25 protein-coding genes are annotated in these 23213 nt (G+C 42.1%); 22 read left to right on the top strand and 3 right to left on the bottom strand.

Annotated elements, in window-relative coordinates:
- Positions 1–195 precede the first annotated feature (195 nt).
- The 4 genes from spo0A to MHH61_RS01020 all read left to right on the top strand — a co-directional run bounded on the left by spo0A (position 196) and on the right by MHH61_RS01020 (position 3522).
- Positions 196–999 (top strand): sporulation transcription factor Spo0A, encoded by an 804-nt coding sequence (spo0A, locus tag MHH61_RS01035; RefSeq protein ID WP_024422935.1) that lies wholly within the window; start codon positions 196–198, stop codon positions 997–999.
- Between the two features lie 271 nt (positions 1000–1270).
- The gene (locus tag MHH61_RS01030) at positions 1271–1468 is read left to right on the top strand and encodes a hypothetical protein (RefSeq protein ID WP_024422934.1); all 198 of its coding nucleotides are present in this window, start codon (positions 1271–1273) and stop codon (positions 1466–1468) included.
- A complete protein-coding gene (locus MHH61_RS01025; RefSeq protein ID WP_024422933.1) occupies positions 1456–2556 on the top strand; it encodes a Rap family tetratricopeptide repeat protein in 1101 nt (366 codons plus the stop codon). Before MHH61_RS01030 ends, MHH61_RS01025 begins: the two co-directional genes overlap by 13 nt.
- Before the next feature lie 228 nt (positions 2557–2784).
- Positions 2785–3522, top strand: coding sequence for a glycerophosphodiester phosphodiesterase (locus tag MHH61_RS01020; protein WP_024422932.1), 738 nt, complete (start codon positions 2785–2787; stop codon positions 3520–3522).
- Between the two features lie 36 nt (positions 3523–3558).
- On the opposite strand, the gene MHH61_RS01015 is transcribed toward MHH61_RS01020, so the two are convergent.
- Positions 3559–3795: a DUF2627 domain-containing protein gene (locus MHH61_RS01015; RefSeq protein ID WP_024422931.1), complete on the bottom strand. Its 237-nt coding sequence runs from the start codon at positions 3793–3795 to the stop codon at positions 3559–3561.
- Positions 3796–3944: 149 nt separating this feature from the next.
- Between MHH61_RS01015 and MHH61_RS01010 the strand changes: the two genes are divergently transcribed.
- The 9 genes from MHH61_RS01010 (at position 3945) to MHH61_RS00970 (ending at position 14366) form a co-directional block, all read left to right on the top strand.
- Positions 3945–6017, top strand: a complete 2073-nt coding sequence (locus MHH61_RS01010) for a sigma-54-dependent Fis family transcriptional regulator (RefSeq protein WP_024428014.1) — start codon at positions 3945–3947, stop codon at positions 6015–6017.
- A 124-nt stretch (positions 6018–6141) separates the two neighbouring features.
- Entirely contained in the window at positions 6142–7035 is an 894-nt protein-coding gene (yqiS, locus tag MHH61_RS01005) for a phosphate butyryltransferase (protein WP_125586566.1), read from the top strand.
- Between the two features lie 26 nt (positions 7036–7061).
- Entirely contained in the window at positions 7062–8156 is a 1095-nt protein-coding gene (gene bcd, locus MHH61_RS01000; protein ID WP_003215658.1) for a branched-chain amino acid dehydrogenase, read from the top strand.
- A gap of 27 nt (positions 8157–8183) precedes the next feature.
- Positions 8184–9311 carry a butyrate kinase gene (gene buk / locus MHH61_RS00995; RefSeq protein WP_029708028.1) on the top strand — a complete coding sequence of 376 codons (1128 nt, stop codon included), beginning with the start codon at positions 8184–8186 and terminating at the stop codon, positions 9309–9311.
- A complete protein-coding gene (lpdA, locus tag MHH61_RS00990) occupies positions 9301–10725 on the top strand; it encodes a dihydrolipoyl dehydrogenase (RefSeq protein ID WP_125586564.1) in 1425 nt (474 codons plus the stop codon). Before buk ends, lpdA begins: the two co-directional genes overlap by 11 nt.
- A 17-nt stretch (positions 10726–10742) precedes the next feature.
- The gene (locus tag MHH61_RS00985) at positions 10743–11735 is read left to right on the top strand and encodes a thiamine pyrophosphate-dependent dehydrogenase E1 component subunit alpha (protein WP_056767291.1); all 993 of its coding nucleotides are present in this window, start codon (positions 10743–10745) and stop codon (positions 11733–11735) included.
- Between the two features lie 12 nt (positions 11736–11747).
- Complete coding sequence (locus MHH61_RS00980; RefSeq protein WP_024422925.1) at positions 11748–12731, top strand: alpha-ketoacid dehydrogenase subunit beta; 984 nt, start codon at positions 11748–11750, stop codon at positions 12729–12731.
- A gap of 19 nt (positions 12732–12750) precedes the next feature.
- Positions 12751–14007, top strand: coding sequence for a dihydrolipoamide acetyltransferase family protein (locus MHH61_RS00975; protein ID WP_125586562.1), 1257 nt, complete (start codon positions 12751–12753; stop codon positions 14005–14007).
- A gap of 65 nt (positions 14008–14072) precedes the next feature.
- The gene (locus MHH61_RS00970; protein ID WP_024428019.1) at positions 14073–14366 is read left to right on the top strand and encodes a YesK family protein; all 294 of its coding nucleotides are present in this window, start codon (positions 14073–14075) and stop codon (positions 14364–14366) included.
- A 14-nt stretch (positions 14367–14380) separates the two neighbouring features.
- Here the strand turns inward: MHH61_RS00970 and MHH61_RS00965 are convergent, their stop codons facing one another.
- The gene (locus tag MHH61_RS00965; RefSeq protein ID WP_125586560.1) at positions 14381–15274 is read right to left on the bottom strand and encodes a YegS/Rv2252/BmrU family lipid kinase; all 894 of its coding nucleotides are present in this window, start codon (positions 15272–15274) and stop codon (positions 14381–14383) included.
- Positions 15275–15443: 169 nt separating this feature from the next.
- Between MHH61_RS00965 and MHH61_RS00960 the strand changes: the two genes are divergently transcribed.
- The 6 genes from MHH61_RS00960 to MHH61_RS00935 all read left to right on the top strand — a co-directional run bounded on the left by MHH61_RS00960 (position 15444) and on the right by MHH61_RS00935 (position 19963).
- A complete protein-coding gene (locus MHH61_RS00960) occupies positions 15444–15881 on the top strand; it encodes a BrxA/BrxB family bacilliredoxin (RefSeq protein WP_024428021.1) in 438 nt (145 codons plus the stop codon).
- A gap of 195 nt (positions 15882–16076) precedes the next feature.
- The gene (locus MHH61_RS00955) at positions 16077–16841 is read left to right on the top strand and encodes a transporter substrate-binding domain-containing protein (protein WP_024422920.1); all 765 of its coding nucleotides are present in this window, start codon (positions 16077–16079) and stop codon (positions 16839–16841) included.
- A gap of 114 nt (positions 16842–16955) precedes the next feature.
- Complete coding sequence (locus MHH61_RS00950; RefSeq protein ID WP_024422919.1) at positions 16956–17612, top strand: amino acid ABC transporter permease; 657 nt, start codon at positions 16956–16958, stop codon at positions 17610–17612.
- Complete coding sequence (locus MHH61_RS00945) at positions 17605–18327, top strand: amino acid ABC transporter ATP-binding protein (RefSeq protein WP_041106813.1); 723 nt, start codon at positions 17605–17607, stop codon at positions 18325–18327. Before MHH61_RS00950 ends, MHH61_RS00945 begins: the two co-directional genes overlap by 8 nt.
- A 120-nt stretch (positions 18328–18447) precedes the next feature.
- Complete coding sequence (locus MHH61_RS00940) at positions 18448–19401, top strand: aromatic acid exporter family protein (protein WP_075623462.1); 954 nt, start codon at positions 18448–18450, stop codon at positions 19399–19401.
- Positions 19402–19453: 52 nt separating this feature from the next.
- Entirely contained in the window at positions 19454–19963 is a 510-nt protein-coding gene (locus tag MHH61_RS00935) for a L,D-transpeptidase (protein WP_075623461.1), read from the top strand.
- Positions 19964–20001: 38 nt separating this feature from the next.
- Here MHH61_RS00935 and MHH61_RS00930 read toward each other — a convergent pair whose 3' ends face one another.
- Positions 20002–20058, bottom strand: a complete 57-nt coding sequence (locus MHH61_RS00930) for a hypothetical protein (protein WP_229137118.1) — start codon at positions 20056–20058, stop codon at positions 20002–20004.
- Between the two features lie 137 nt (positions 20059–20195).
- Between MHH61_RS00930 and mce the strand changes: the two genes are divergently transcribed.
- The 3 genes from mce to MHH61_RS00915 are packed head-to-tail and all read left to right on the top strand — an operon-like array spanning position 20196 to position 23212.
- Positions 20196–20618: a methylmalonyl-CoA epimerase gene (mce, locus tag MHH61_RS00925; RefSeq protein WP_075623460.1), complete on the top strand. Its 423-nt coding sequence runs from the start codon at positions 20196–20198 to the stop codon at positions 20616–20618.
- Positions 20611–22074 (top strand): acyl-CoA carboxylase subunit beta, encoded by a 1464-nt coding sequence (locus MHH61_RS00920; RefSeq protein WP_080652973.1) that lies wholly within the window; start codon positions 20611–20613, stop codon positions 22072–22074. Before mce ends, MHH61_RS00920 begins: the two co-directional genes overlap by 8 nt.
- Positions 22075–22090: 16 nt before the next feature.
- Positions 22091–23212: a M20/M25/M40 family metallo-hydrolase gene (locus MHH61_RS00915; protein ID WP_044332749.1), complete on the top strand. Its 1122-nt coding sequence runs from the start codon at positions 22091–22093 to the stop codon at positions 23210–23212.
- Position 23213: the final 1 nt, after the last annotated feature.

Genomic DNA, 23213 nt, shown 5'->3' with positions numbered 1-23213 from the left:
GACAAAATGGAAAAAAGCATGTTGTCAAATTGCAATAATCGTCGATTCGTTAAGAAAAACGTAGAAAAAGCTAGATAATGCTCTATTATTCGGAAAATTAAAGTTTTTTAAAGGGGATAGCATGGTTTTGTCGAATTGAACACTCAGAAGAGAAATGCAAAAGACTAAAGGAATCGACATTGGGGAGGAAAGAACGTGGAGAAAATTAAAGTGTGTGTAGCTGATGACAATCGAGAGCTTGTTGGCCTTTTGACAGAGTATATTGAGGGACAGGAAGATATGGAAGTACTTGGCGTGGCGTATAATGGTCAGGAATGCCTGACATTATTTAAAGATAAAGAGCCCGACGTTCTCCTCTTAGACATTATTATGCCTCATTTAGACGGTCTTGCTGTACTAGAACGCCTCCGTGAAAACAATGAAATGACAAAACAGCCAAGTGTGATTATGCTAACGGCATTTGGACAAGAAGATGTCACGAAAAAAGCAGTTGATTTGGGCGCATCCTATTTCATTTTAAAGCCATTTGATATGGAAAACCTAGTAGGTCATATTCGTCAAGTCAGTGGAAACGGCACACAAGTTACCCATCGCTCTTCATCAATCCAAAACAGTGTTCTTCGTAACAAACCTGAACCGAAACGTAAAAACTTAGATGCGAGCATTACGACCATTATTCATGAGATTGGCGTGCCCGCTCATATTAAAGGCTATTTATACTTAAGAGAAGCCATTTCTATGGTGTACAATGACATTGAGCTTCTCGGAAGCATCACTAAAGTGTTGTACCCAGACATTGCAAAGAAATTTAACACGACTGCCAGCAGGGTAGAACGAGCGATTCGTCATGCCATTGAAGTCGCTTGGAGCAGAGGAAACATTGATTCCATTTCCTCACTCTTTGGTTATACTGTCAGCATGTCAAAAGCGAAACCAACCAATTCAGAATTTATTGCCATGGTAGCTGATCGTCTGCGTTTAGAGCATAGAGCAAGCTAGTATCTTTTTCATGAAAAAACGTTTCTTCATTGAGACGTTTTTTTATTTTGAAACATGTTGTCAAAAATTGGTTAGGTTGATAAAATCATCTTAATGTTTAAATTGGACAAACGGGCTGCTTTATTTTCAGAATAAAATGAAAAATAAAGCATGAAAAAAATAAAAAAGACATAAAGTAGTGGTAATCAGCTGCGCCAATCGATCATGAATTCTTCAAAATAGAAGAAGAAAACGCTCATTCGTAAGAAAAAGGATGAGAGGAAAAGGTCTCATGGATTTGGTAATTAAAGCAAACGAGATCGAAAGTTCTATTTCTATTGACCTGATTGGTTGGCGTTTTAAAGTCACTGGCTTCTTAGAGATTGTGCCATTTGAACTGAATATTCCCATTGTCGAATTTAATAATTTTCACATTCTTTTACTATGCTATAATAATGAAAAGAAGAGGGTGAGGTTATGGGAAAGCTGAAAATCCACTCTGCTGAGGTTGCGAACGAAATTAGCAAGTGGACGAGGGTCATTTCTCAGAATGACTTAGAAAAATCTGCTGTCTATAAAGAGAAAATTCAGAATTTGCTAAAAAATACAGATGAAGACCGTGAAGTTCTCCTTTATTATCAGCTTGTTGACGGCAGACATGAAATGTTACTTGGAAATATCGAAAAAGCCAATCAAATTATGAAAAGTGTCGGAACGCTCGATGAGAAGGCAGATGACATTATTAATTTTTATTTTTACTTTTACAAAGGCCAATATGCTGCATATGTGAAAAAGTATGATGAAGCCATTAGCTTTTACAAAATTGCAGAACAGCGGCTAAAACGTGTGAATGAAGACCTGGAAGTAGGAACTTTTCACCATAAGGTTGCTTCAATCTATTACGAACTGAAACAAAATTTCATATCCATTAATCATATTAAAAAAGCCATCGATACATTCAAAGCGCATGAAGAGTACACAGCGCAGGCGATTGACAGCTTAATTTTACATGCAAGTAATTGCATTGATTTGTTCCAATTCGATGAAGCAGAGAAAAAGTATAAAGAAGCACTTGAGAAAAGTAAGCGCATTAACAATGAAGTGCTGATTGGGAAATGCTATCACAATTTAGCGGTTCTTTATTATGCAAAGCATGATTATGAAAAAAGCGCACATTATGCCAAAAAAGGAATGGGCATTCAAATTCACCGTGACAATAGCCATTATTACATCCAATCTTTATATGTTCTGGCCAATGCCTTGGTTCATTTAGGAGATCAAGAGGCGAGGGAATATATTAAAGAGGGTATTTTGTATAGTTGCGATATCCAAAATAATGAATATATAGTAAAATTTGAAATTTTGGATTTGATGTGCGAGAATAGTGGGGCAGCAGACGTATTCTCAGAAAAATTAGACTACATAGAAAAAAATAGATTATATGTGGAGCTTGAGGATTTGTCTGAACAAATATCGAAATACTTCAAGGAACGAAATGATTATCAAAATGCCATTCGTTTTCTTGAAAAGAAATTCGATGCACAAATACTTCAAAAGAAAGTGGAGGTTATCTTATGAAAAAGTTGTTGTTAGGTGTAACCGTTGTTACAGCAGTCGCAGTTGTTTCTTCCCTTTTTGCTCTTGACGCAGAGACGACAGAGCAAGCCATCAGAGCGATTACGTGATCGAATTTATCTGTCAACCTCTTCGTATGAATCAGAAGAGGTTTTTTTTATGCGCTCAAAACTGGAAAAACGAAAAAAGACACGTCATAATGTAAGGAAGCATCATATTTAGAGGTGACCTATGACGAAAATTTTTGCACACAGAGGCTTTAAAGGCATTTATCCTGAAAACACCATGATAGCCTTTGAGCATGCACTCCATTCGGGAGCTGACGGAATTGAGCTGGATGTTCAGCTGACGAAAGACGGCAGACTTGCTGTCATTCACGATGAGAAACTGAACAGAACAACGAACATGAAAGGTTTAGTGAAAGACCATACATATGAAGAATTAAAAGCGGGAGATGCGAGTCATTCTTTCTACGAAGAAACCGGTGCTGTATCCATTCCTCTTTTAGAGGAAGTATTAGAGCTAGTGACGCAGCAATCATCATTGATCATCAATATTGAACTAAAAAACTCCATTTATCGATATCCGGGTATCGAGGAGAAAGTAAAAAAACAAATCGAGCATTTTCAAATAGAAGACCGTGTACTTGTTTCATCGTTTCATCACGGCAGTTTAGCTCTTTTTCACAAACTGATGCCACATGTTGAACTTGCGGTTCTCACAATGGATGTGATTCATCAGCCGGAGATGTATATAAAAACAGTACCAGCAAGGGGCTACCATCCAAATATCAAGGGTGCCGGCGTGACCAAAGAGGTTGTGGCAGCTCTCCATGCATCTCAGCAAGTGATCAGGCCGTTTACAGTAAATAGTGAAAAGCAAATGAAAAACATGTTTTCCTTAGGTGTCGATGGCATTTTTACTGATTTTCCTGACCGAGCCGTGAAAATAAGAGAAGAAATGAAATAAAGACCTGCTCTAAATCAGCGGGTCTTTTTTCACGTTTTATCTCTGTTTAAAGCGGGCAGTCACTTTATTTCGTTTACGGTCTCTATATAAAATAAAGCCAGCCACTACATAAAGACCTCCCCCTAAAAATAACAACCCTGCAATTCCTTGCAGCCATAAATATGGAAATGGTGCAATGATGATGCCGAAAACAGTGTCACGCAGCAGCTTAATCCCAAGTGCTGCAAGCGCGCCAGGTATTAAAATAATCACTAGTGCAAGTATTCTCCCCATCAAATGTCCCCTTAAACGTCATTTACTTCCATTGTCTAATTCAAAAAATATTTTGTCAAGAAAGGAAAACGTGGTAATATAAGAGTTGTGCAATTTTTTGCAACGGAAAAATATGGTGTGCAAATTTTTTCATATAAAGGGGTAACGGGATGCAGAGAGTCTTGATTGTCGGTGCAGGACAGGGTGGATCAGCATTGCTTGAAACATTGCTGAAAACAAATATGATTCAAATCATTGCGATCGCCGACCTTGATCTTGAGGCACCGGGGATGGTAGAAGCGAAAAAGAATGGAATTGATACGACAACGGATTGGAAAGAATACATAAAAGATGACATTGATATCATCATTGAAACAACAGGCAGTTCAGCAGTGCTGAAAGAACTAATTGAAAAAAAGCCAGAGCACGCAGTCATTGTTCCAAGTTCAATGGCTTACGTTATATCAGAATTAATGTCAGAAAAACAGCAGCTGATCCAAATATTAAAGGAACAAACCTATAAGCATGACCGCATTTTTAATGCAACGAACGACGGGATGATTTTTATAAACATGAATGAAGAAGTCGTCCTGTTTAATCGATCAGCGGCCAAAATGGTTGGATGTTCGCAAAAAGATGCGATTGGCCGTCATATACGAGAAGTGATCCCAAATACAAAGCTTCCCGACATTTTAAGATCGAGAGAGCCAGAATTTAATCAAAAACAATTTTTGAATCAGCAAATACAAATTGTTACAACGCGTTTGCCAATTATTGATGACGCGGGGAGAATGCTAGGTGCTTTATCCATCTTTAAAGATATTACAGATGCCGTTGAGCTTGCGGAGGAAGTAACCAATCTTAAAGAAGTGCGAACGATGCTGGAGGCGATCATTCAATCGTCGGATGAAGCCATATCAGTTGTTGATGAGCAGGGAAAAGGGATCTTAATCAACCGGGCTTATACGAAAATGACTGGATTAACAGATAAAGAAGTTGTGGGGAAACCAGCAGGTGCAGATATTTCTGAAGGAGAAAGCATGCATTTGAAGGTACTTGAAACAAGGAGACCCGTTCGAGGCGTCAGAATGAAAGTCGGACCGAATAAAAAAGATGTGATTGTCAACGTAGCGCCAGTCATTGTTGATGGTATTTTAAAAGGCAGTGTCGGGGTCATTCATGACGTATCAGAAATTCAATCACTCACAAATGAATTAAATAAAGCAAGGCAGCTCATCCGTACACTTGAAGCAAAGTACACATTTGAAGACATCATTGGAGAGAGTGAGCAAATGCTTGTGGCGCTAGAGCAGGCGAAGCTAGGCGCGAAAACGCCAGCCACCATTTTACTCCGGGGAGAATCAGGTACTGGAAAAGAGCTGTTTGCGCACGCCATTCATAATGAAAGTGACCGAAAATATAATCGCTTTGTACGGGTCAACTGTGCAGCCTTATCTGAGACCCTTTTAGAGTCAGAGCTTTTTGGCTATGAAGAAGGAGCATTTTCTGGTGCAAGGCGAGGCGGGAAAAAAGGGCTGTTTGAAGAGGCGAATCAAGGCAGCATTTTTTTAGATGAAATTGGCGAAATGACGCCAAGTACACAGGCGAAGCTGCTTCGTGTGATGCAGGAGAAAGAAATAGTAAGAGTAGGCGGAACAAAGGCTATACCGGTCGATGTTCGTGTGATCACGGCGACAAATGTCAATATTGAAAAAGCGATGGCGGAAGGAAAGTTCAGAGAAGATTTATATTATCGAATGAACAGATACCCGATCTCCATCCCGCCGCTAAGGCAGCGCCTTGAGGATATTGACTCGTTAAGCAAACGTCTCATCCAAAAGATCAATTTAGACTATGGACGGAACGTGAGCGGGTTAACGGAACAGGCACTTAATAGACTGCGATCATATAAGTGGCCAGGAAACGTAAGAGAGCTTGAAAATGTACTTGGACGAGCCATGATCTTTTTGAACCCGCAAGAAGAATGGATTGATGAAGGGCATATTTCTTTCATGGAGTCAGAAGATCAGGAAGAAAAAGAGCAGCAGGAACTGACTGTCAGTCAATTTGAGGGAGAGACGCTTTCGGATGCTGTTGAGGCATTTGAAGCGCAGCTGATTAAACAAACCCTTGAAAAGCATCAATTCAATCGCACGAAAACAGCGAAAACGTTAGGGATCAGCATTCGGAACCTTTACTATAAAATGGACAAATATCAACTTGCAAAAGATAGCATGCAATAAAATGCATGTAACCTGCAAAAGATTGCACGAATGTCATGCGAATTGCCTCATATTCACTGCATTTCAAACTGGCACGGAACTTGCATATAAAACATGAACCGAGCACAAGGAAAGGTGGGCATATATGAAGCTTGACGATCTGATTATGAAAGCCGCCCAGCTGCAGAACAAAACGGCGGCTGTGGCTCATGCAGAAGACGAAGAAGTGCTTCATGCCATCAAGATGGCAATTAAGCGAAAGGTCGCTCGCTTTCTCCTGGTTGGGAACAAACGCAACCTGAAGGAGCTAGTGAAGCAGCATGAAATCAATGAGGACTGGATAGATATTATTCATTCAGATTCTCCCGAAGAATCTGCCAAGATTGCCGTTCAGGCAGTGAGCGAGAAGCATGCAGATATTTTGATGAAGGGGCATGTCCCGACAGCCGTTCTTTTAAAAGCGGTATTGAATAAAGAATATGGGCTCAGGACGACAAGTGTCCTATCACATGTCGCGGCATTTGAAGTACCGGGCTTTGACCGCTTTATTTATGTCACGGATTCTGCGATGAACATCGCGCCCGATTTAAATATGCTGAAAGAGATTACGATCAACTCTGTTCGAGTAGCACAAGCTGTCGGAAACGACATGCCAAAGGTTGCAGTGCTCTCTGCGGTGGAGGTCGTGAATCCGGCAATGGATTCAACTTTGACTGCGGCAAGTCTTGCGCAAATGAACCGGCGGGGGCAAATTTCTGGATGCCTGATTGATGGGCCTCTTGCTTTAGATAATGCCATTTCTCAAACGGCAGCTTCTCATAAAAATATTACAAGTGATGTAGCCGGCCATGCAGATATTTTGCTTGTGCCAACAATTGAGGCAGGAAACATTCTTTATAAATCTCTCATCTACTTTGCACATGCGAAGGTGGGAGCTGTGGTGGCAGGAGCGAAGGCGCCGATTGCTTTAACAAGCCGGTCTGATTCAGCCGAAAGTAAGCTTTATTCAATTGCGCTTGCCATCTGTACATCAAATTAAGCGGAAGTAATAGGAGGAATAACACGATGGAACTTTTTAAATATATGGAACGATACGATTATGAACAGCTTGTATTTTGTCAGGATGAGCAGTCTGGTTTAAAAGCGATTATTGCGATTCATGATACAACACTTGGGCCGGCACTAGGCGGAACGAGAATGTGGACGTATGAAAACGAAGAAGCAGCCATTGAGGATGCACTGCGTCTAGCTAGAGGAATGACTTATAAAAACGCGGCAGCAGGACTTAATCTTGGCGGCGGAAAAACGGTCATCATCGGTGATCCGAGAAAAGACAAAAATGAAGAAATGTTCCGTGCATTTGGACGTTATATTCAAGGGCTGAATGGCCGCTATATTACAGCAGAAGATGTCGGTACAACGGTAGAAGACATGGATCTCATTCATGAAGAAACCGATTTTGTCACAGGGATCTCTCCTGCATTTGGTTCTTCTGGAAATCCGTCTCCCGTCACAGCTTACGGTGTATACAAAGGGATGAAAGCCGCTGCCAAAGCTGCATTTGGGACCGATTCATTAGAAGGAAAAACAATTGCCGTCCAAGGCGTAGGAAATGTCGCTTACAACTTGTGTAAACATCTGCATGAAGAAGGCGCGCAGCTCATTGTCACAGATATCAACAAAGACTCTGTCAAACGTGCTGTTGAAGACTTCGGGGCAAAAGCAGTCGACCCTGACGATATTTACGATCAAGCATGTGATATTTATGCACCGTGCGCACTTGGTGCAACCATTAACGATGTGACCATTCCTAAGTTAAAGGCAAAGGTGATTGCAGGTGCTGCAAATAACCAGCTAAGAGAAACGCATCACGGAGACCTTATCCATGAGATGGGAATTGTATATGCTCCTGACTATGTGATCAATGCAGGCGGTGTGATTAACGTGGCTGATGAGCTTTATGGCTATAATGCAGATCGTGCGATGAAAAAAGTCGAAGGCATTTATCAAAATATTGAACGTGTAATTGAAATTTCAAACCGTGATGCCATTCCAACTTATAAAGCGGCAGACCGATTGGCTGAAGAGCGAATTGAAAGAATGCGCAAATCAAGAAGTCAATTCTTGCAAAATGGTCAACATATTTTAAGCCGTCGCTAATTTGAAGAATGAGTTGAAACGGAGGTTTTGTTTTTGCTGACAAAAGAATGGCGTATTCTCACGATTAATCCTGGCTCTACTTCAACAAAAATCGGTGTGTTTCATAATGAACGGTCTATTTTTGAAACGACACTTAGACATACAGATGAGGAATTAAAGCAGTTTCCTCATATTATTGATCAATTTTCATTCCGTAAAGAAACCATTTTGAAAACACTGCATGAACAGGGGATGAATATCTCAAAGTTTGATGCAGTCTGTGCGCGCGGCGGTCTCCTTCGTCCGATTGAAGGAGGCACATATGAAGTCAATGAGCAAATGGTGGAAGACCTAAAAGAAGGATATGCCGGCCAGCACGCATCCAATCTCGGTGGAATCATCGCGCGAGAAATTGCACTTGGCCTGAATATCCCGGCTTTTATTGTCGATCCAGTTGTAGTGGATGAACTAAAACCAATTGCTCGTATTTCAGGGCTGCCAACGATCGAAAGAAAAAGCATTTTTCACGCATTAAATCAAAAAGCGGTCGCAAGAAAAACAGCGGCTTCTTTTGGAAAAAGTTACGAAGATTTGAACATGATTATTACTCATATGGGCGGCGGTATCACCATTGGTGTTCATGAAAAAGGAAAAGTCATCGATGTGAATAACGGTCTGCATGGCGAAGGTCCTTTCAGCCCAGAGCGTGCGGGAACCCTGCCGACAGGTGATCTTGTGAATCTTTGTTTTTCGGGGGAGTATACCCAAGAAGAAATGCTCAAACGCATTATTGGTGAAGGCGGGCTTGCGGGCTATCTTGGCACGACAGACGCTGTGAAAGTGGAACGCATGATTGAAGCGGGTGATGAGCGGGCGGCGCTCATTTATGAAGCAATGTGCTATCAGATTGCCAAGGAAATTGGTGCGGCTAGCGCTGTCTTAAAAGGAGCAGTTGACGTCATTGTATTAACAGGCGGACTTGCATACAGCAAACAAATTACGTCAAGTATTCGCGGCTATATTGACTGGATTTCAGATGTTGTTGTGTTTCCAGGTGAAAATGAGCTGCAATCGTTAGCAGAAGGTGCGCTTCGTATTTTAAAAGAAGAAGAATCACCGAAAGAATACCCAAATGATCAACAGGAAAAGAAAGGAGTGACAAGTCATGGCAACTGAATATGACCTCGTCATTCTTGGTGGAGGCACAGGCGGCTATGTAGCGGCCATCCGTGCCTCACAGCTTGGATTGAAAACAGCAGTTGTAGAAAAAGAAAAGCTCGGCGGAACATGTCTTCATAAAGGCTGCATCCCGTCTAAAGCGCTGCTCAGAAGTGCAGAAGTTTATCAAACCGTCAAACGCGCAGCTGATTTTGGTGTTGAGGCAGGAGGCGTTGCCTTGCAATTTGCCAATGTGCAGAAAAGAAAAACAGAGATCGTCGAAAAACTAGCAGGCGGCGTCAAACATTTAATGAAACAAGGAAAAATTGATGTATATGAAGGAATCGGCCGTATTCTTGGCCCATCTATCTTTTCGCCAATGCCAGGAACGATCTCCGTAGAAATGGCAAATGGAGAGGAAAATGAAATGCTCATTCCAAAGCAGGTCATCATCGCGACAGGATCAAGTCCGCGTGTGCTGCCAGGGCTTGAAGCAGATGGAACACACATCCTCACTTCAGATGATGCACTTGAACTGCCAGAGCTTCCGCAGTCAATGCTAATTGTGGGGGGCGGAGTGATCGGAATCGAGTGGGCTTCCATGCTCAATGATTTTGGTGTGAACGTCACTGTGCTTGAGTTTGCAGACCGCATTTTGCCAACAGAGGATCATGACATTTCTAAAGAAATGGAAAAGCTATTATCTAAAAAAGGCATCACTTTTGTGACTAATGCGAAGGTACTGCCAGATAGCGTAGAAAAGCAGGAAAATCTCGTGACAATTCAAGCGGAAAAGGATGGAGACATTCAGACGTTTGAAGCGGAAAAACTCCTTCTTTCAGTCGGCAGAGTACCTAATATCGAAGGCATAGGTCTTGAAAACACGGACATCCAAACCGAAAAACAAGGCATTGTCGTAAATGAACATTATCAAACGAAAGAATCACATATTTACGCAATAGGAGATGTCATCGGCGGGCTTCAGCTGGCACATGTCGCTTCTCACGAAGGGATGATTGCTGTAGAACATATGGCTGGGAAAGATCCAAAGCCGCTCGATGAGACGCTCGTATCTAAATGTGTTTACTCTCACCCAGAAACCGCTAGTGTTGGACTCACTGAACAGGCGGCAAAAGAGCAGGGGTTTGAAGTCAAAATAGGGAAATTTCCATTTATGGCGATTGGAAAAGCACTTGTGTACGGGGAGTCTGATGGATTTGTCAAAATCATTGCCGATCAAAAGACAGATGATATTTTAGGAATTCATATGATTGGTCCTCATGTAACAGATATGATATCTGAAGCTGGATTAGCCAAAGTACTTGATGCAACCCCGTGGGAAGTGGGGCAGACGATACACCCGCATCCGACCTTATCAGAGGCGATTGGCGAGGCAGCCCTTGCTGTTGACGGGAAGGCGATCCATTTTTAATCAAGGAGGGAAACATGATGAGTAACATGCGTCATCAGGAATTAGGATTATCAGATGAACAAGCAATTGAGATATACAGAACAATGCTTCTAGCAAGAAAAATCGATGAACGGATGTGGCTATTAAACCGTTCCGGGAAAATTCCATTCGTTATTTCTTGTCAAGGGCAGGAAGCGCAGCAAGTCGGCGCTGCATTTGCTCTTAATAGAGAAGAAGATTACGTCTTACCTTACTATCGTGATATGGGGGTTGTCCTTGCTTTTGGGATGACAGCAAAAGATTTAATGATGTCTGGTTTCGCAAAACAAGACGATCCAAACTCAGGCGGAAGACAAATGCCGGGGCATTTTGGGCAAAGAGCAAATCGAATTGTGACCGGATCTTCACCTGTAACAACGCAGGTTCCTCACGCGGTGGGAATTGCCCTTGCTGGACGATTAGAGCAGAAAAACTTTGTCAGCTTTGTCACGTTCGGTGAAGGCTCATCAAACCAAGGTGATTTCCACGAAGGCGCAAACTTTGCTGCTGTTCATAAACTGCCTGTTATTTTCATGTGTGAAAACAATAAGTATGCGATTTCCGTGCCATATGACAAACAAGTAGCCTGTGAACGCATTTCAGATCGTGCGGTTGGATATGGGATGCCTGGTGTCACTGTAGATGGAAATGATCCGCTTGAAGTATATGCCGCTGTCAAAGAAGCAAGAGACCGTGCGGCTAGAGGCGAAGGCCCGACATTGATTGAAACAATCTCTTACCGTTTAACTGCGCATTCAAGTGATGACGATGATTCAAGCTATCGAGAAAAAGAAGAAGTGCTCGAAGCAAGAAAGAAAGATCCGCTCATCCAATATGAAACGTATTTAATCGAAGGAAACGTCATGACTTCTGAAATGAAAGAAGAGATGACAAAAGAAATCATGCAAATCGTAAACGAAGCTACTGATGAAGCGGAAAACGCGGCTTATGCTGATGCAGAAAGCGCACTTCGTTACGTGTATGCGGAGTAAGGGGGAAGAAAAATGCCTGTTATGTCATATATAGACGCTATTACACTGGCGATGAAAGAAGAAATGGAGCGAGATCCGAAAGTGTTTGTGCTCGGAGAGGATGTCGGGAAAAAAGGCGGCGTATTTAAAGCGACAGCGGGTCTTTACGAGCAATTCGGAGAAGCGCGCGTCATGGATACACCTCTTGCAGAATCAGCCATTGCGGGTGTAGGTATTGGGGCAGCGATGTATGGAATGCGCCCAATTGCAGAAATGCAATTTGCGGATTTTATTATGCCTGCAATCAACCAAATCATTTCAGAGGCTGCAAAAATTAGATACCGATCAAATAATGATTGGAGCTGTCCAATGGTCATCCGCGCACCTTACGGGGGCGGAGTACACGGGGCACTTTATCATTCACAATCGGTCGAAGCTATTTTTGCTAACCAGCCTGGTTTGAAGATTGTGATGCCTTCTACACCTTATGATGTCAAAGGTCTTTTAAAGGCTGCAGTGCGTGATCCAGATCCTGTATTGTTCTTTGAACATAAACGTGCATACCGCCTTATTAAAGGAGAAGTGCCTGAAGAGGATTACACTCTTCCGATTGGAAAAGCAGATGTGAAGCGTGAAGGCGATGATATCACGGTCATTACATATGGCCTTTGTGTCCATTTTGCGCTGCAAGCAGCAGACCGCCTTGCAAAAGACGGCATTTCCGCTCATATTCTCGATTTGAGAACAGTGTACCCGCTTGATCAGGAAGCGATTATAGAAGCGGCTTCTAAAACAGGGAAAGTGCTTCTGTTAACGGAAGATACAAAAGAAGGCAGCATCATGAGTGAGGTTGCGGCAATCATCTCGGAGCATTGCTTATTTGATTTAGACGCACCAATCAAACGCCTGGCAGGACCAGATATTCCGGCAATGCCTTATGCGCCGACAATGGAGAAATTCTTCATGGTCAACCCGGATAAGGTAGAAGCTGAAATGAGAGAGCTGGCGGCGTTTTAAGAAAGAGGAGGGTTTCAAAGTGGCAATTGAACAAATGAAAATGCCTCAGCTAGGTGAAAGTGTAACAGAAGGAACCATTAGCAAATGGCTCGTTTCACCTGGCGATCATGTGAATAAATACGATCCGATTGCGGAAGTCATGACCGATAAAGTGAATGCAGAAGTTCCGTCATCTTTTACAGGAACGATTACAAAGCTATCGGCTGAGGAAGGCGAAACGCTGCAAGTAGGAGAAGTGTTCTGTGAAATTGAGATAGAAGGAAGCGAGCAGCAGAGCGAGAAAGAAGAAGCAGCACCTGAGCTGAGCGAAGCGCCTGAAGCAGATCAAACAAATGAGAATCAAAGTCAAAAGAAACGCTATTCTCCAGCCGTTCTTCGTTTGGCAGGTGAGCACGGCATTGATTTAGCGGCTGTTCAAGGTACAGGAGCAGGCGGCCGAATCACTAGAAAAGATTTGCTGAAGCTCATTGAAAACGGCGGCGTCAAAGAGAAGACAGCACCTGTCAATGAACGTGCCGTTCAACCGGAGCCTGCGCAGCCATCTCAAGCAAAAGCGGCACCTGCCGTCCCTTCTATGCCTGGTGATGTTGAGCTGCCAGTCACGCCGATCCGTCAGGCAATTGCGGCCAATATGCTGAGAAGCAAACATGAAATTCCGCATGCATGGACGATGATGGAAGTCGATGTGACAAATCTTGTGACAAGAAGAAATCAGCTGAAGGATCAGTTTAAAGCAAAAGAAGGCTTTAACTTGACCTTCTTTGCGTTCTTTGTCAAAGCAGTGGCTCAGGCCTTAAAGGAATTCCCTGAAATGAACAGCATGTGGGCCGGAGATAAAATTGTGCAAAAGAAAGCAATCAATGTTTCGATTGCTGTCGCTACAGATGACGCTCTTTTTGTTCCAGTCATTAAGGATGCGGATGAAAAGACCATTAAGGGCATTGCCAAAGAAATTCATGAGCTGGCGTCTAAGGTGAGACAAGGGACGCTTAAGCAAAGTGATATGGAAGGCGGTACCTTCACTGTCAACAACACGGGATCATTTGGTTCGGTACAATCAATGGGAATCATTAATTATCCGCAAGCGGCGATTTTACAAGTAGAATCGATCGTGAAGCGTCCAATGATAGTAAACGGAATGATTGCGGCAAGAGACATGGTCAATCTTTGTCTTTCATTAGATCACAGAGTACTAGATGGGCTTGTATGCGGCAGATTCCTTCAGCGAATTAAACAAATCCTTGAAGGCATTGACGAGCAGACATCTGTTTATTAAAACAACAATTTTCCCCCTCCCGGCATGAGAGGGGGATTTCCACATCAGGAGAAAGGAGCGATGATATGTCTGGACTAGATTTTTTTGCTTTTCTAACGATTGGTCTCATGTTTATCACAGCGATTGCCTTCGCTTTTCTGCGGTACATTTCTAAATCACGCAATCATCCTGAACGATTACTGCTTATCATATCGATCGTTTCAATCATTCAAATCGTGTACTGTCTGCTGATTGTCGGCGGATTTAAAGGAGCAGCCAATAGCTTTTTAGGAATATCACTTCTCGCCGGGACGCTTCTCGGATATGCACTTGAATATTTATACAGACGCTATATCAAAAAAACGCCCGAATCAAAATGATGTCGGGCATTTTTTTATTCTTCTGGAACAATAAAGGTCAAATGCTGTTTTAACACTTCTAAAGAAGAGGGGGCCGTCATATAAACCTCACCATCTGTATCAGCATCCATTTCCTCTTTTGTGTGGATATGAATACTGGACGCTTGAATGAGAGACAGATCGCCGGTGAAATCCTCCAGCTCTTCCCGGTTCATTGAGAAGATTTCTTTTAAAGCAGAGAAACTCGTATTTCTGCAAATTAAGATTTCTGCTTTTCCATCATCAATGGCTGCATGAGGCAAATCAATTCTATTTGTACCGATAAAATGTCCATTCATGACAAGAACGATGACAGCCTCCTCATCCCAGCTTTCCTCTTCTGTCTCAATACGTACGTGAAAAGGATCTGTTTGCTGCAAGGTGCGCAGCGCACTTGTGAAGTAACTGATTTTGCCGAGTACGGCTTTTTCCTTGTCGTTAATATTGTTGGACGTGTCTGCGATCAGCCCAATTCCCCAAAAGTTTAACACGTATCGATCTTCTGCTTTGATTAAGTCAACCTTTTTTTCTACGCCGTCTACAATCATTTGAGCGGCTTTTTGCATTTGTTGAGGAATACCTAGTGTTCTAGAAAAATCATTGCATGTCCCGCCTGGCAATATTGCTACAGCGGGCCTTTTTTCTAAACCTCCAATACCGTTCATGCATTCATGCACGGTACCGTCTCCGCCTAATATGATGAGCAATTCCACCGTTTCATCAATTTGACGGCAGAAATCATAAGCATCATTTGGCTGCTTTGTTGGTTTCAAAATGAGTTCATCAATATGTAGAGAAAGAAGAGGCACTGTTTGACCGAGTGTTTTTTCCATGTTTTTTTGTCCGGCATTTCCATTATAAATGAGCATCGCTTTTTTGAATTGTGCCATCACGCAGTTCTCCCTTTCATCTCTTTATCATCACTTTTCCCCAATGTGACAGCTCATAAACGATGTTCGGAAAAAGACGCGAAGGAAAAGACAACACATTTGCCCGCAGGCGTTTTCCTTGATATGATGGAGTTAAAGTGGTTTTGGTACGCAAAAGGAGTGGACGAACATGAATATTGATTTTAATTTATTTATGAATGATATTGTGAAACAAGCGAGAGAAGAAATTAAGCAGGCAGGTTACACTGAGCTCACATCAGCTGAAGAAGTAGACGAAGCACTGACTAAAAAAGGAACGGCACTTGTCATGGTGAATTCAGTATGCGGTTGTGCAGGTGGTATTGCAAGACCAGCTGCCGGCTATTCTGTTCATTACGATAAGCGTCCAGATCAATTGCTGACAGTGTTTGCTGGGCAGGACAAAGAGGCAACAGCAAGAGCGCGTGAATACTTTGAAGGCTTCCCGCCATCTTCACCATCTTTCGCCTTATTAAAAGATGGAAAAATCATCAAAATGGTCGAGCGTCATGAAATTGAAGGGCACGAGCCAATGGAAGTCGTTTCAAAACTACAAGCCGCTTTTGATGAGCATTGCGAAGAAATCTAACATATGACTTTTGAATGAATAAATATAAAGCAGTCCGGTCTTTAGATCGGTCTGCTTTTTGTTTTATAAGACAATAGAATCAAAATAATTTTAGCAAAATACTATTGCATCTTAAAAAGAAAGTGTTTAAAATACATTATAGTGAATAAATATTCAAAACAATACATGATTTTAAATACTGGGAGGCATCATCATATGAAAAAGTGGTTATTATTACTTATGACAGCTGGTCTTGCAGCTGCACTCGCAGCTTGCGGAACTTCTTCTAATAATTCAAACGCATCAGGAGATGACAAGACACTCGTGATGGCAACATCAGCAGATTATCCGCCATTTGAATCAAAAGACGGAGATAAAATTGTCGGTTTTGATGTAGATCTTGCAACAGCACTAGCGAAAAAGAACGGCTACAAGCTAGAAATTCAAGATATGGACTTTGCTAGCCTTGTATCAGCCCTCAAAACAAACAAAGCTGATATTGTCCTTGCAGGAATGACACCTACAGAAAAACGTAAAAAGCAAGTTGATTTCTCTGATGTTTATTACAATGCTAAAAACTTGGTTGTATCAAAGAAATCTAGCGGTATTAAGGCAGAGAAAGATTTAAAAGACAAAACAGTCGGCGTTCAATTAGGTTCTATTCAACAGGATGAAGCAAATGGACTGCAAAAGAAATATAACCTAACAGTTGAAGACCGTAATAAAATTTCTGATATCATTCAAGAGATTAAAGCAGGCCGTTTTGATGCAGCAATTATTGAAGATAAAGTAGCTGCTGGTTACTTGAAAAAGGAAAAAGACTTCCAAGCATTTGGATTGAACAGCTCAAACGAAGGTTCAGCCATTGCATTCAAGAAAAATAGCGACTTAACAGCGAAATTTAATAAATCATTAAAAGAAATGAAAGATAATGGCGAACTTGATAAATTAATTAAAAAATGGTTTGCTGATGAAAAGTAAGTCAGGAAAAGGATCAGCGTCATTCCAGAAAATCAAGTAGAAAAGCGCTGAAAAGTTCAACTCATGTTGAACTTTTTTCCTGTTTTGTATGAAGGCAAAAAAAAGGAGAATGTCATGTTTGATTTTAAAGATGTAATACCTCAGATGCCCTTTATTCTAGAAGGACTTAAGGTCACGCTTTCTATAGTAGTGGTATCCCTTTTACTTGGATTTATCTTAGGAATTTTATTAACGCTTTGTAAAATTAGTGTGTTTAAACCGCTCATTTGGCTTGCAGATTTTTATACGTCAATTTTCCGAGGCACACCGCTTGTGCTTCAATTGCTCATTATTTATTTTGGTCTGCCTCAGCTTCTTGGGTTTCAAATCGACCAATACTGGGCTGCTGTAGCGGCCTTTTCACTCAACTCGGCGGCATACGTATCTGAAATTATTCGTGCGGGTATTAATGCCATTGATAAAGGTCAAAAAGAAGCAGCCGTTGCTTTAGGCATCCCTTATGCTAAAATGATGAAGGACTTATTGCTTCCGCAGGCGTTTAAGAATATTTCACCTGCACTTGTGAATGAAACGATTACACTGACAAAAGAATCAGCGATTGTAACAGTCATCGGACTGGGTGATGTCATGAGACGAGCCTATCAAGCAGGGGCTGTCACGTATAATTATCTTGAACCGCTTATTTTTGCGGGTCTTATCTATTATGTCATCGTGCTTGTTCTCACCTTTGTCGGCAAATCGGTGGAAAGGAAGTTAAAATCAAATGATTAAAATAGAGAAACTCACAAAATCTTTTGGTAAAAACGAAGTTTTAAAGGGGATCGACACCACCATTAAAGAAGGGGAAGTTGTTGCGGTTATTGGACCATCTGGTTCAGGAAAATCGACGTTCCTCCGCTGTATGAATTTACTTGAAAAGCCGACTTCTGGTGTCATTACAATTAAGGACACCGAAATCACCAATCCAAAAACGAATGCACTAAAAGTGCGTGAGAACATCGGAATGGTGTTTCAGCATTTCCATCTCTTCCCGCATAAAACCGTGCTGGAAAATATCACGTATGCGCCAATGAATGTGAAGAATCAATCGAAGGAAGACAGTATCAAGCAAGCTGAAGACCTGCTGAAAAAGGTAGGGCTTTTAGAGAAAAAAGATGATTTCCCTAACCGTTTGTCCGGCGGTCAAAAGCAGCGTGTGGCGATTGCGCGTGCGCTTGCGATGACACCAGACATTATGCTGTTTGACGAACCAACGTCTGCTCTAGATCCAGAAATGGTCAAGGAAGTATTAGAAGTCATGAAAGAGCTGGCTCAATCTGGAATGACACTCGTCATCGTCACACATGAAATGGGCTTTGCAAAAGAAGTGGCTGACCGCGTGATCTTTATGGATGATGGGAAAATTGTAGAGGATGCAAACCCTGTGCAATTTTTTGAATCACCGTCTTCACAGCGTGCGCAAGACTTCTTACAAAAAATATTATAAAGAAATAAGAGAAGGAGACTTAACATCTCCTTCTTTTTTTGATTATAATGGGGAAAGTAAAAAAAGTTCATCATTTCACAAAAATGAATGGAAACAAGACAGAAAAGAGTGAATCACATCATGTTTAAAATCGGCTACCGAACGCTGAAAACAGCATTAGGAACAGCGATCGCTATTTATATTGCACAATTGCTTGGTTTGCAAAATTATTCAGCTGCCGGGATTATTACGATCCTGTGTATTCAGGTGACAAAGAAAAGATCCCTCTTAGCATCGGGAGCCCGCTTTGCAGCATGCAGTCTTGCTATTTTATTTTCTTATTTATTTTTCGATCTGATTGGGTATCATCCTTTTGTGATCGGTTTGATGCTGCTTGTCTTTATTCCGACAACGGTTTTGCTTCGAATTAAAGAAGGGATTGTCACAAGTTCAGTCATCATTCTCCATTTATACATGTCTGGCGGGATTACCCTGCATCTCATTTGGAATGAACTGCTGCTGATTACCATTGGTGTAGGGGTAGCGCTGATTATGAACCTCTATATGCCAAGTGTTGATAAAAAACTCAAACGCTACAGCGAACAGATTGAAGCCAACTTTGCTAAAATCTTTGAGGAAATCGAGCAATACTTAATGACAGGGAAACAAGACTGGACAGGAAAAGAAATACCAGAGACACATCAATTGATCAAAGAAGCGAAAGCTCTTGCATATCGTGATGTTGAAAACCATGTATTAAGACATGAAAACCTGTATTACCATTATTTCAACATGAGACAAAAGCAATTTGAAATCATTGAGCGTGTGCTGCCCAAAATTACGTCGATTTCTGTCACAACGGAGCATGGACAAATCATTGCAGAATACATTAGAGACTTACGCGAACATATTCACCCAGGGAACACAGCGCATAAGTTTTTAAGACGTCTCATTGATATGAAAGAAGAGTTCGAAGCACTTCCGCTCCCGCAAACAAGAGAAGAATTTGAGGCAAGAGCGGCACTCTTTCATTTCCTCGGTGAAATGGAACAATATTTAGTACTGAAAAGCTATTTTAAAGGGATGAAAGAATAGAGACGCATGAGTTCCTCCTTCATTGGTCAATCTAATGAAAAAGGAGGAGCCTATGCGTCTTTTATTTTATACCGTACTGACCATGTCCCTTTCACCTATCTGGCCGCTTGGACAAAACCCGCTTCCAGGTGACCCGTTTGTCATTATTAATAAACAAACGAATGAACTTGCCTTCATTGATCAAGGAAAAATCCAAAAAGTATATCCTGCTTCAACAGGAAAAACAGCGGATTTAACGCCAGAAGGTGAATTTACGATTATGATCAAAGCGAAAGATCCCTATTACAGAAGAAAGAATATTGAAGGCGGTGCGAAGAATAATCCTCTTGGGCGAAGATGGATTGGATTTGATGCACGAGGAACAGATGGCAGAACCTACGGAATTCACGGAACGAGTGACGAAACTTCGATTGGGAAATTTATCACAGCAGGCTGTGTAAGGCTTCATAATCAAGATGTAGAGCTATTGTTTGATCAGCTTCCAATTGGTACAAAGGTATGGATTACAACATCAAGCGATTCCTTTGAAAAGCTTGCCAAAGACAAACAGGCCATTCGTTGATATCGCGAATCACCTGCTTGTCTGCTTTTATTCAAACCTTATAAAAAGGCTGCTGCTCCTGCTAAAAGTGAAGAAACTAACAGCAGGCTAATCATAAGCAATACCATAAATTTCATGAATTTTTGAGACATATCGCACCCCTATAACCGAAGATTTTTGCGACAAGCGCACTTGTCTTTATTTTATCTGGTTTTTTCATATGCGACAAGTGATCAGCAAAGGAAGTGAACGGATGAATCAAATCGATCATATTGCCATTGCCGTCTTTTCTATTAAAGAAACATCTCAAACGCTTCATCAGCTATTTAACTGGCATTTTTCAGACATACAAGAGATTCCTGAGCAGGAGATTAAAGCGTCCTTCGCTTCACTTGATAATCTGCACATTGAATTAATTGAGCCCATCTCAGCCCGCAGTAAACTACATACCTTTTTAACAAAAAGAGGAGAGGGTCTTCATCATATTGCGTTAAAGTCAAATGACATTCAAACGGATCTTAGCCGTCTCGATCACCTTGGCGTGCAGCTTCTCCAAAAAACAGCACAGATGGGCGCCAGCGGAAAGCAGATTGCCTTTATTTCACCTAAAGAAACGTCAGGTGTGTTATTTGAATTGTGCGGGTCCTTGAAAGGAGAGAAATATTGCGATGAATGAATCGTTCAATGACTTGTCTGAATGGCGGAATAAAGCGTTAATGGGCGGCGGCGAAAAACGAGCAGCGGCTCACAGAAGCAAAGGAAAGCTGACGGTTCGAGAGCGGCTGCATGAACTTCTTGACGAGGGCAGCTTGATGGAAATTCAGTCATTTGCAACAGGCGGTCTGTCAGAGCATGTTGGTGACGGCGTCGTCATTGGAACGGGACTCATTCACGGTAAGCCTGTCTGTGTTTATGCACAAGATGCAACCGTATATGGGGGCTCATTAGGCGAAATGCATGCGAAAAAAATTGCCTCTTTGATGGATCTGGCAGCTAAAAATCAGATGCCGGTCATCGGTCTAAAAGACTCAGGTGGTGCGAGAATTCAAGAGGGTGTGGTATCATTAGAAGGATACGGACAGATTTTTAAACGGAATGTGCTGTACTCTGGTCGAATCCCGCAAATATCAGTTATTTTAGGCTCATGTGCTGGAGGTGCAGTTTATTCTCCTGCATTGACTGATTTTGTCTTCATGACAGAGCAAACAGCTCATATGTTTTTAACTGGTCCGAAAGTAATAGAAAAGGCAACAGGAGAAACGGTCTGTCCTGACCGTCTTGGCGGTGCAAGTGTTCAGCATCAGACGAGCGGGAATGTGCACTATACTGGGAAAGATGAGAAGGACGTGTTAGAAGCGGTTCGAACTCTTTTAACGTACATACAAACGAAACAGCAGGCTGTCACACGCGCTGGGACGCGAAAGCATGATACCGCCGATCCAGGCAGCATCTTGCCAAAGGATCCATCACGCACTTATGATGTCAAACAAGTGGTGACAGCGATAACCGATCCAGACTCATTCTTTGAAACGCAGCCTTGTTTCTCAAAAAATATTGTCACAGGTTTTGCCAGATTACAAGGAGCCTCCATTGGTGTTGTTGCCAATCAGCCAAAGGTGCTGGCAGGCAGCCTTGATCTTGACGCTGCCGATAAAGCGGCCAGGTTTATTCGATTTTGCGATGCGTTTCATATTCCGATCTTAACCCTTGTGGACGTTCCTGGTTTTTTACCAGGAGAAAAAGCCGAGCATGCGGGAATTATCCGCCATGGGGCAAAGCTTTTATATGCGTACGCTGAAGCAACTGTTCCAAAAATCACTGTGATTTTAAGAAAGGCGTTTGGCGGTGCATATGTCGCGATGAATAGCAAGGGCTTAGGCGCTGACTTTGTTTATGCATGGCCAGAAGCCGAAATTGATGTCATGGGGAAAACGTTCGCAGACGAAATCGTTCATCCTGCTTCGCGCAAGTCTGAAAACAAACCAAGTGTATGGAAAGCGGCTCAGGCAGGTCTGATAGACGATATTTTTATGCCAGCTGAAACGAGAGAGCGATTGATCCGCTCATTTGATGTGCTTCGCAGTAAGGAAGAAGATAGACCGTTAAAAAAGCATGGCAACATGCCGCTATAAGAGGAGGAGCATCATCATGATCAATGAAAAACGCCTACTAGACGAATTTTTAGAATTAGTTCAGATTGATTCAGAAACCAAACACGAAGAGAAAATTGTTGAAGTATTAAAAGAAAAATTCTCGCAGCTTGGTCTAAAAGTGATTGAAGACGATTCAAAAGCGGCAACAGGCCACGGTGCAGGCAATCTTGTCTGTACTTTAGAAGGGAATCAAGAGGCAGATACAATTTATTTCACTTCTCATATGGATACAGTTGTACCAGGGAATGGCGTAAAACCAGTCATTGAGGACGGCTATGTGAAAACAGATGGAACAACGATTCTTGGTGCTGACGATAAAACAGGACTTGCTGCTATGTTTGAGGCGATCCGCGTGCTGAAAGAGAAAAATTTACCGCATGGAACAATTGAATTTGTGATCACAGCAGGCGAGGAATCAGGACTTGTTGGAGCAAAAGCGTTAGATCCGAATTTGATGACAGCGAAATACGGCTATGCCCTTGATTCAGATGGCAAGGTTGGTACGATTATTGTAGCTGCACCAACACAGGCAAAAGTACGCGCAACGATTTACGGAAAAACCGCTCACGCAGGTGTCGCGCCAGAAAAAGGTGTGTCTGCGATTACCATTGCATCAAAAGCAATTGCCAGCATGCCGCTTGGCCGGATTGATGAAGAAACAACGGCGAATATCGGCCGTTTTGAAGGCGGAACACAAACGAATATTGTGTGCGATCAAGTCGATATTTTGGCGGAAGCACGCTCTTTAGAACCAGCAAAAATGGAAGCTCAAGTAGCGAAGATGAAAGAAGCTTTTGAAAAAACCGCTAAAGAAATGGGCGGAAGTGCCGATGTACAAATTGACATCATGTATCCAGGCTTCAAATTCTCACACGGCGATCAAGTCGTAGAAGTGGCGAAAAAAGCGGCAGCAAAAATTGGCCGTCCTTCAGAACTGCAGACGAGCGGCGGAGGCAGTGATGCAAACGTCATTGCAGGCAACGGCGTCCCAACTGTCAACCTAGCTGTTGGATATGAAGATATTCATACGAAAAATGAGAAAATGCCGATTGAAGAATTAGTCAAAACAGCTGAAATGGTTCTCGCCATTATCGAAGAAACGACAAATCCATCGTAAA

Source organism: Bacillus sp. FSL K6-3154, from assembly GCF_040869395.1.
Classification (GTDB): Bacteria; Bacillota; Bacilli; order Bacillales; family Bacillaceae; genus Bacillus; species Bacillus safensis.
Note: the sequence above shows the minus strand (reverse complement) of the source record. Positions and strands in the feature narration are given on the sequence as shown.

Excerpts from the sequence above, each read along its gene's own strand:
- MHH61_RS01025 (WP_024422933.1), top strand. The coding sequence starts at position 1,456 with ATGGGAAAGCTGAAAATCCACTCTGCTGAGGTTGCGAACGAAATTAGC.
- lpdA (WP_125586564.1), top strand. The coding sequence starts at position 9,301 with ATGGCAACTGAATATGACCTCGTCATTCTTGGTGGAGGCACAGGCGGC.
- MHH61_RS01010 (WP_024428014.1), top strand. The coding sequence starts at position 3,945 with ATGCAGAGAGTCTTGATTGTCGGTGCAGGACAGGGTGGATCAGCATTG.
- MHH61_RS00940 (WP_075623462.1), top strand. The coding sequence starts at position 18,448 with ATGTTTAAAATCGGCTACCGAACGCTGAAAACAGCATTAGGAACAGCG.
- MHH61_RS00965 (WP_125586560.1), bottom strand. The coding sequence starts at position 15,274 with ATGGCACAATTCAAAAAAGCGATGCTCATTTATAATGGAAATGCCGGA.
- MHH61_RS00970 (WP_024428019.1), top strand. The coding sequence starts at position 14,073 with ATGTCTGGACTAGATTTTTTTGCTTTTCTAACGATTGGTCTCATGTTT.
- MHH61_RS01030 (WP_024422934.1), top strand. The coding sequence starts at position 1,271 with ATGGATTTGGTAATTAAAGCAAACGAGATCGAAAGTTCTATTTCTATT.
- bcd (WP_003215658.1), top strand. The coding sequence starts at position 7,062 with ATGGAACTTTTTAAATATATGGAACGATACGATTATGAACAGCTTGTA.
- MHH61_RS00915 (WP_044332749.1), top strand. The coding sequence starts at position 22,091 with ATGATCAATGAAAAACGCCTACTAGACGAATTTTTAGAATTAGTTCAG.
- MHH61_RS00985 (WP_056767291.1), top strand. The coding sequence starts at position 10,743 with ATGAGTAACATGCGTCATCAGGAATTAGGATTATCAGATGAACAAGCA.
- MHH61_RS00945 (WP_041106813.1), top strand. The coding sequence starts at position 17,605 with ATGATTAAAATAGAGAAACTCACAAAATCTTTTGGTAAAAACGAAGTT.
- yqiS (WP_125586566.1), top strand. The coding sequence starts at position 6,142 with ATGAAGCTTGACGATCTGATTATGAAAGCCGCCCAGCTGCAGAACAAA.
- MHH61_RS00920 (WP_080652973.1), top strand. The coding sequence starts at position 20,611 with ATGAATGAATCGTTCAATGACTTGTCTGAATGGCGGAATAAAGCGTTA.
- MHH61_RS00935 (WP_075623461.1), top strand. The coding sequence starts at position 19,454 with ATGCGTCTTTTATTTTATACCGTACTGACCATGTCCCTTTCACCTATC.
- MHH61_RS00980 (WP_024422925.1), top strand. The coding sequence starts at position 11,748 with ATGCCTGTTATGTCATATATAGACGCTATTACACTGGCGATGAAAGAA.
- mce (WP_075623460.1), top strand. The coding sequence starts at position 20,196 with ATGAATCAAATCGATCATATTGCCATTGCCGTCTTTTCTATTAAAGAA.
- MHH61_RS00950 (WP_024422919.1), top strand. The coding sequence starts at position 16,956 with ATGTTTGATTTTAAAGATGTAATACCTCAGATGCCCTTTATTCTAGAA.
- MHH61_RS00955 (WP_024422920.1), top strand. The coding sequence starts at position 16,077 with ATGAAAAAGTGGTTATTATTACTTATGACAGCTGGTCTTGCAGCTGCA.
- MHH61_RS00960 (WP_024428021.1), top strand. The coding sequence starts at position 15,444 with ATGAATATTGATTTTAATTTATTTATGAATGATATTGTGAAACAAGCG.
- MHH61_RS01015 (WP_024422931.1), bottom strand. The coding sequence starts at position 3,795 with ATGGGGAGAATACTTGCACTAGTGATTATTTTAATACCTGGCGCGCTT.
- MHH61_RS01020 (WP_024422932.1), top strand. The coding sequence starts at position 2,785 with ATGACGAAAATTTTTGCACACAGAGGCTTTAAAGGCATTTATCCTGAA.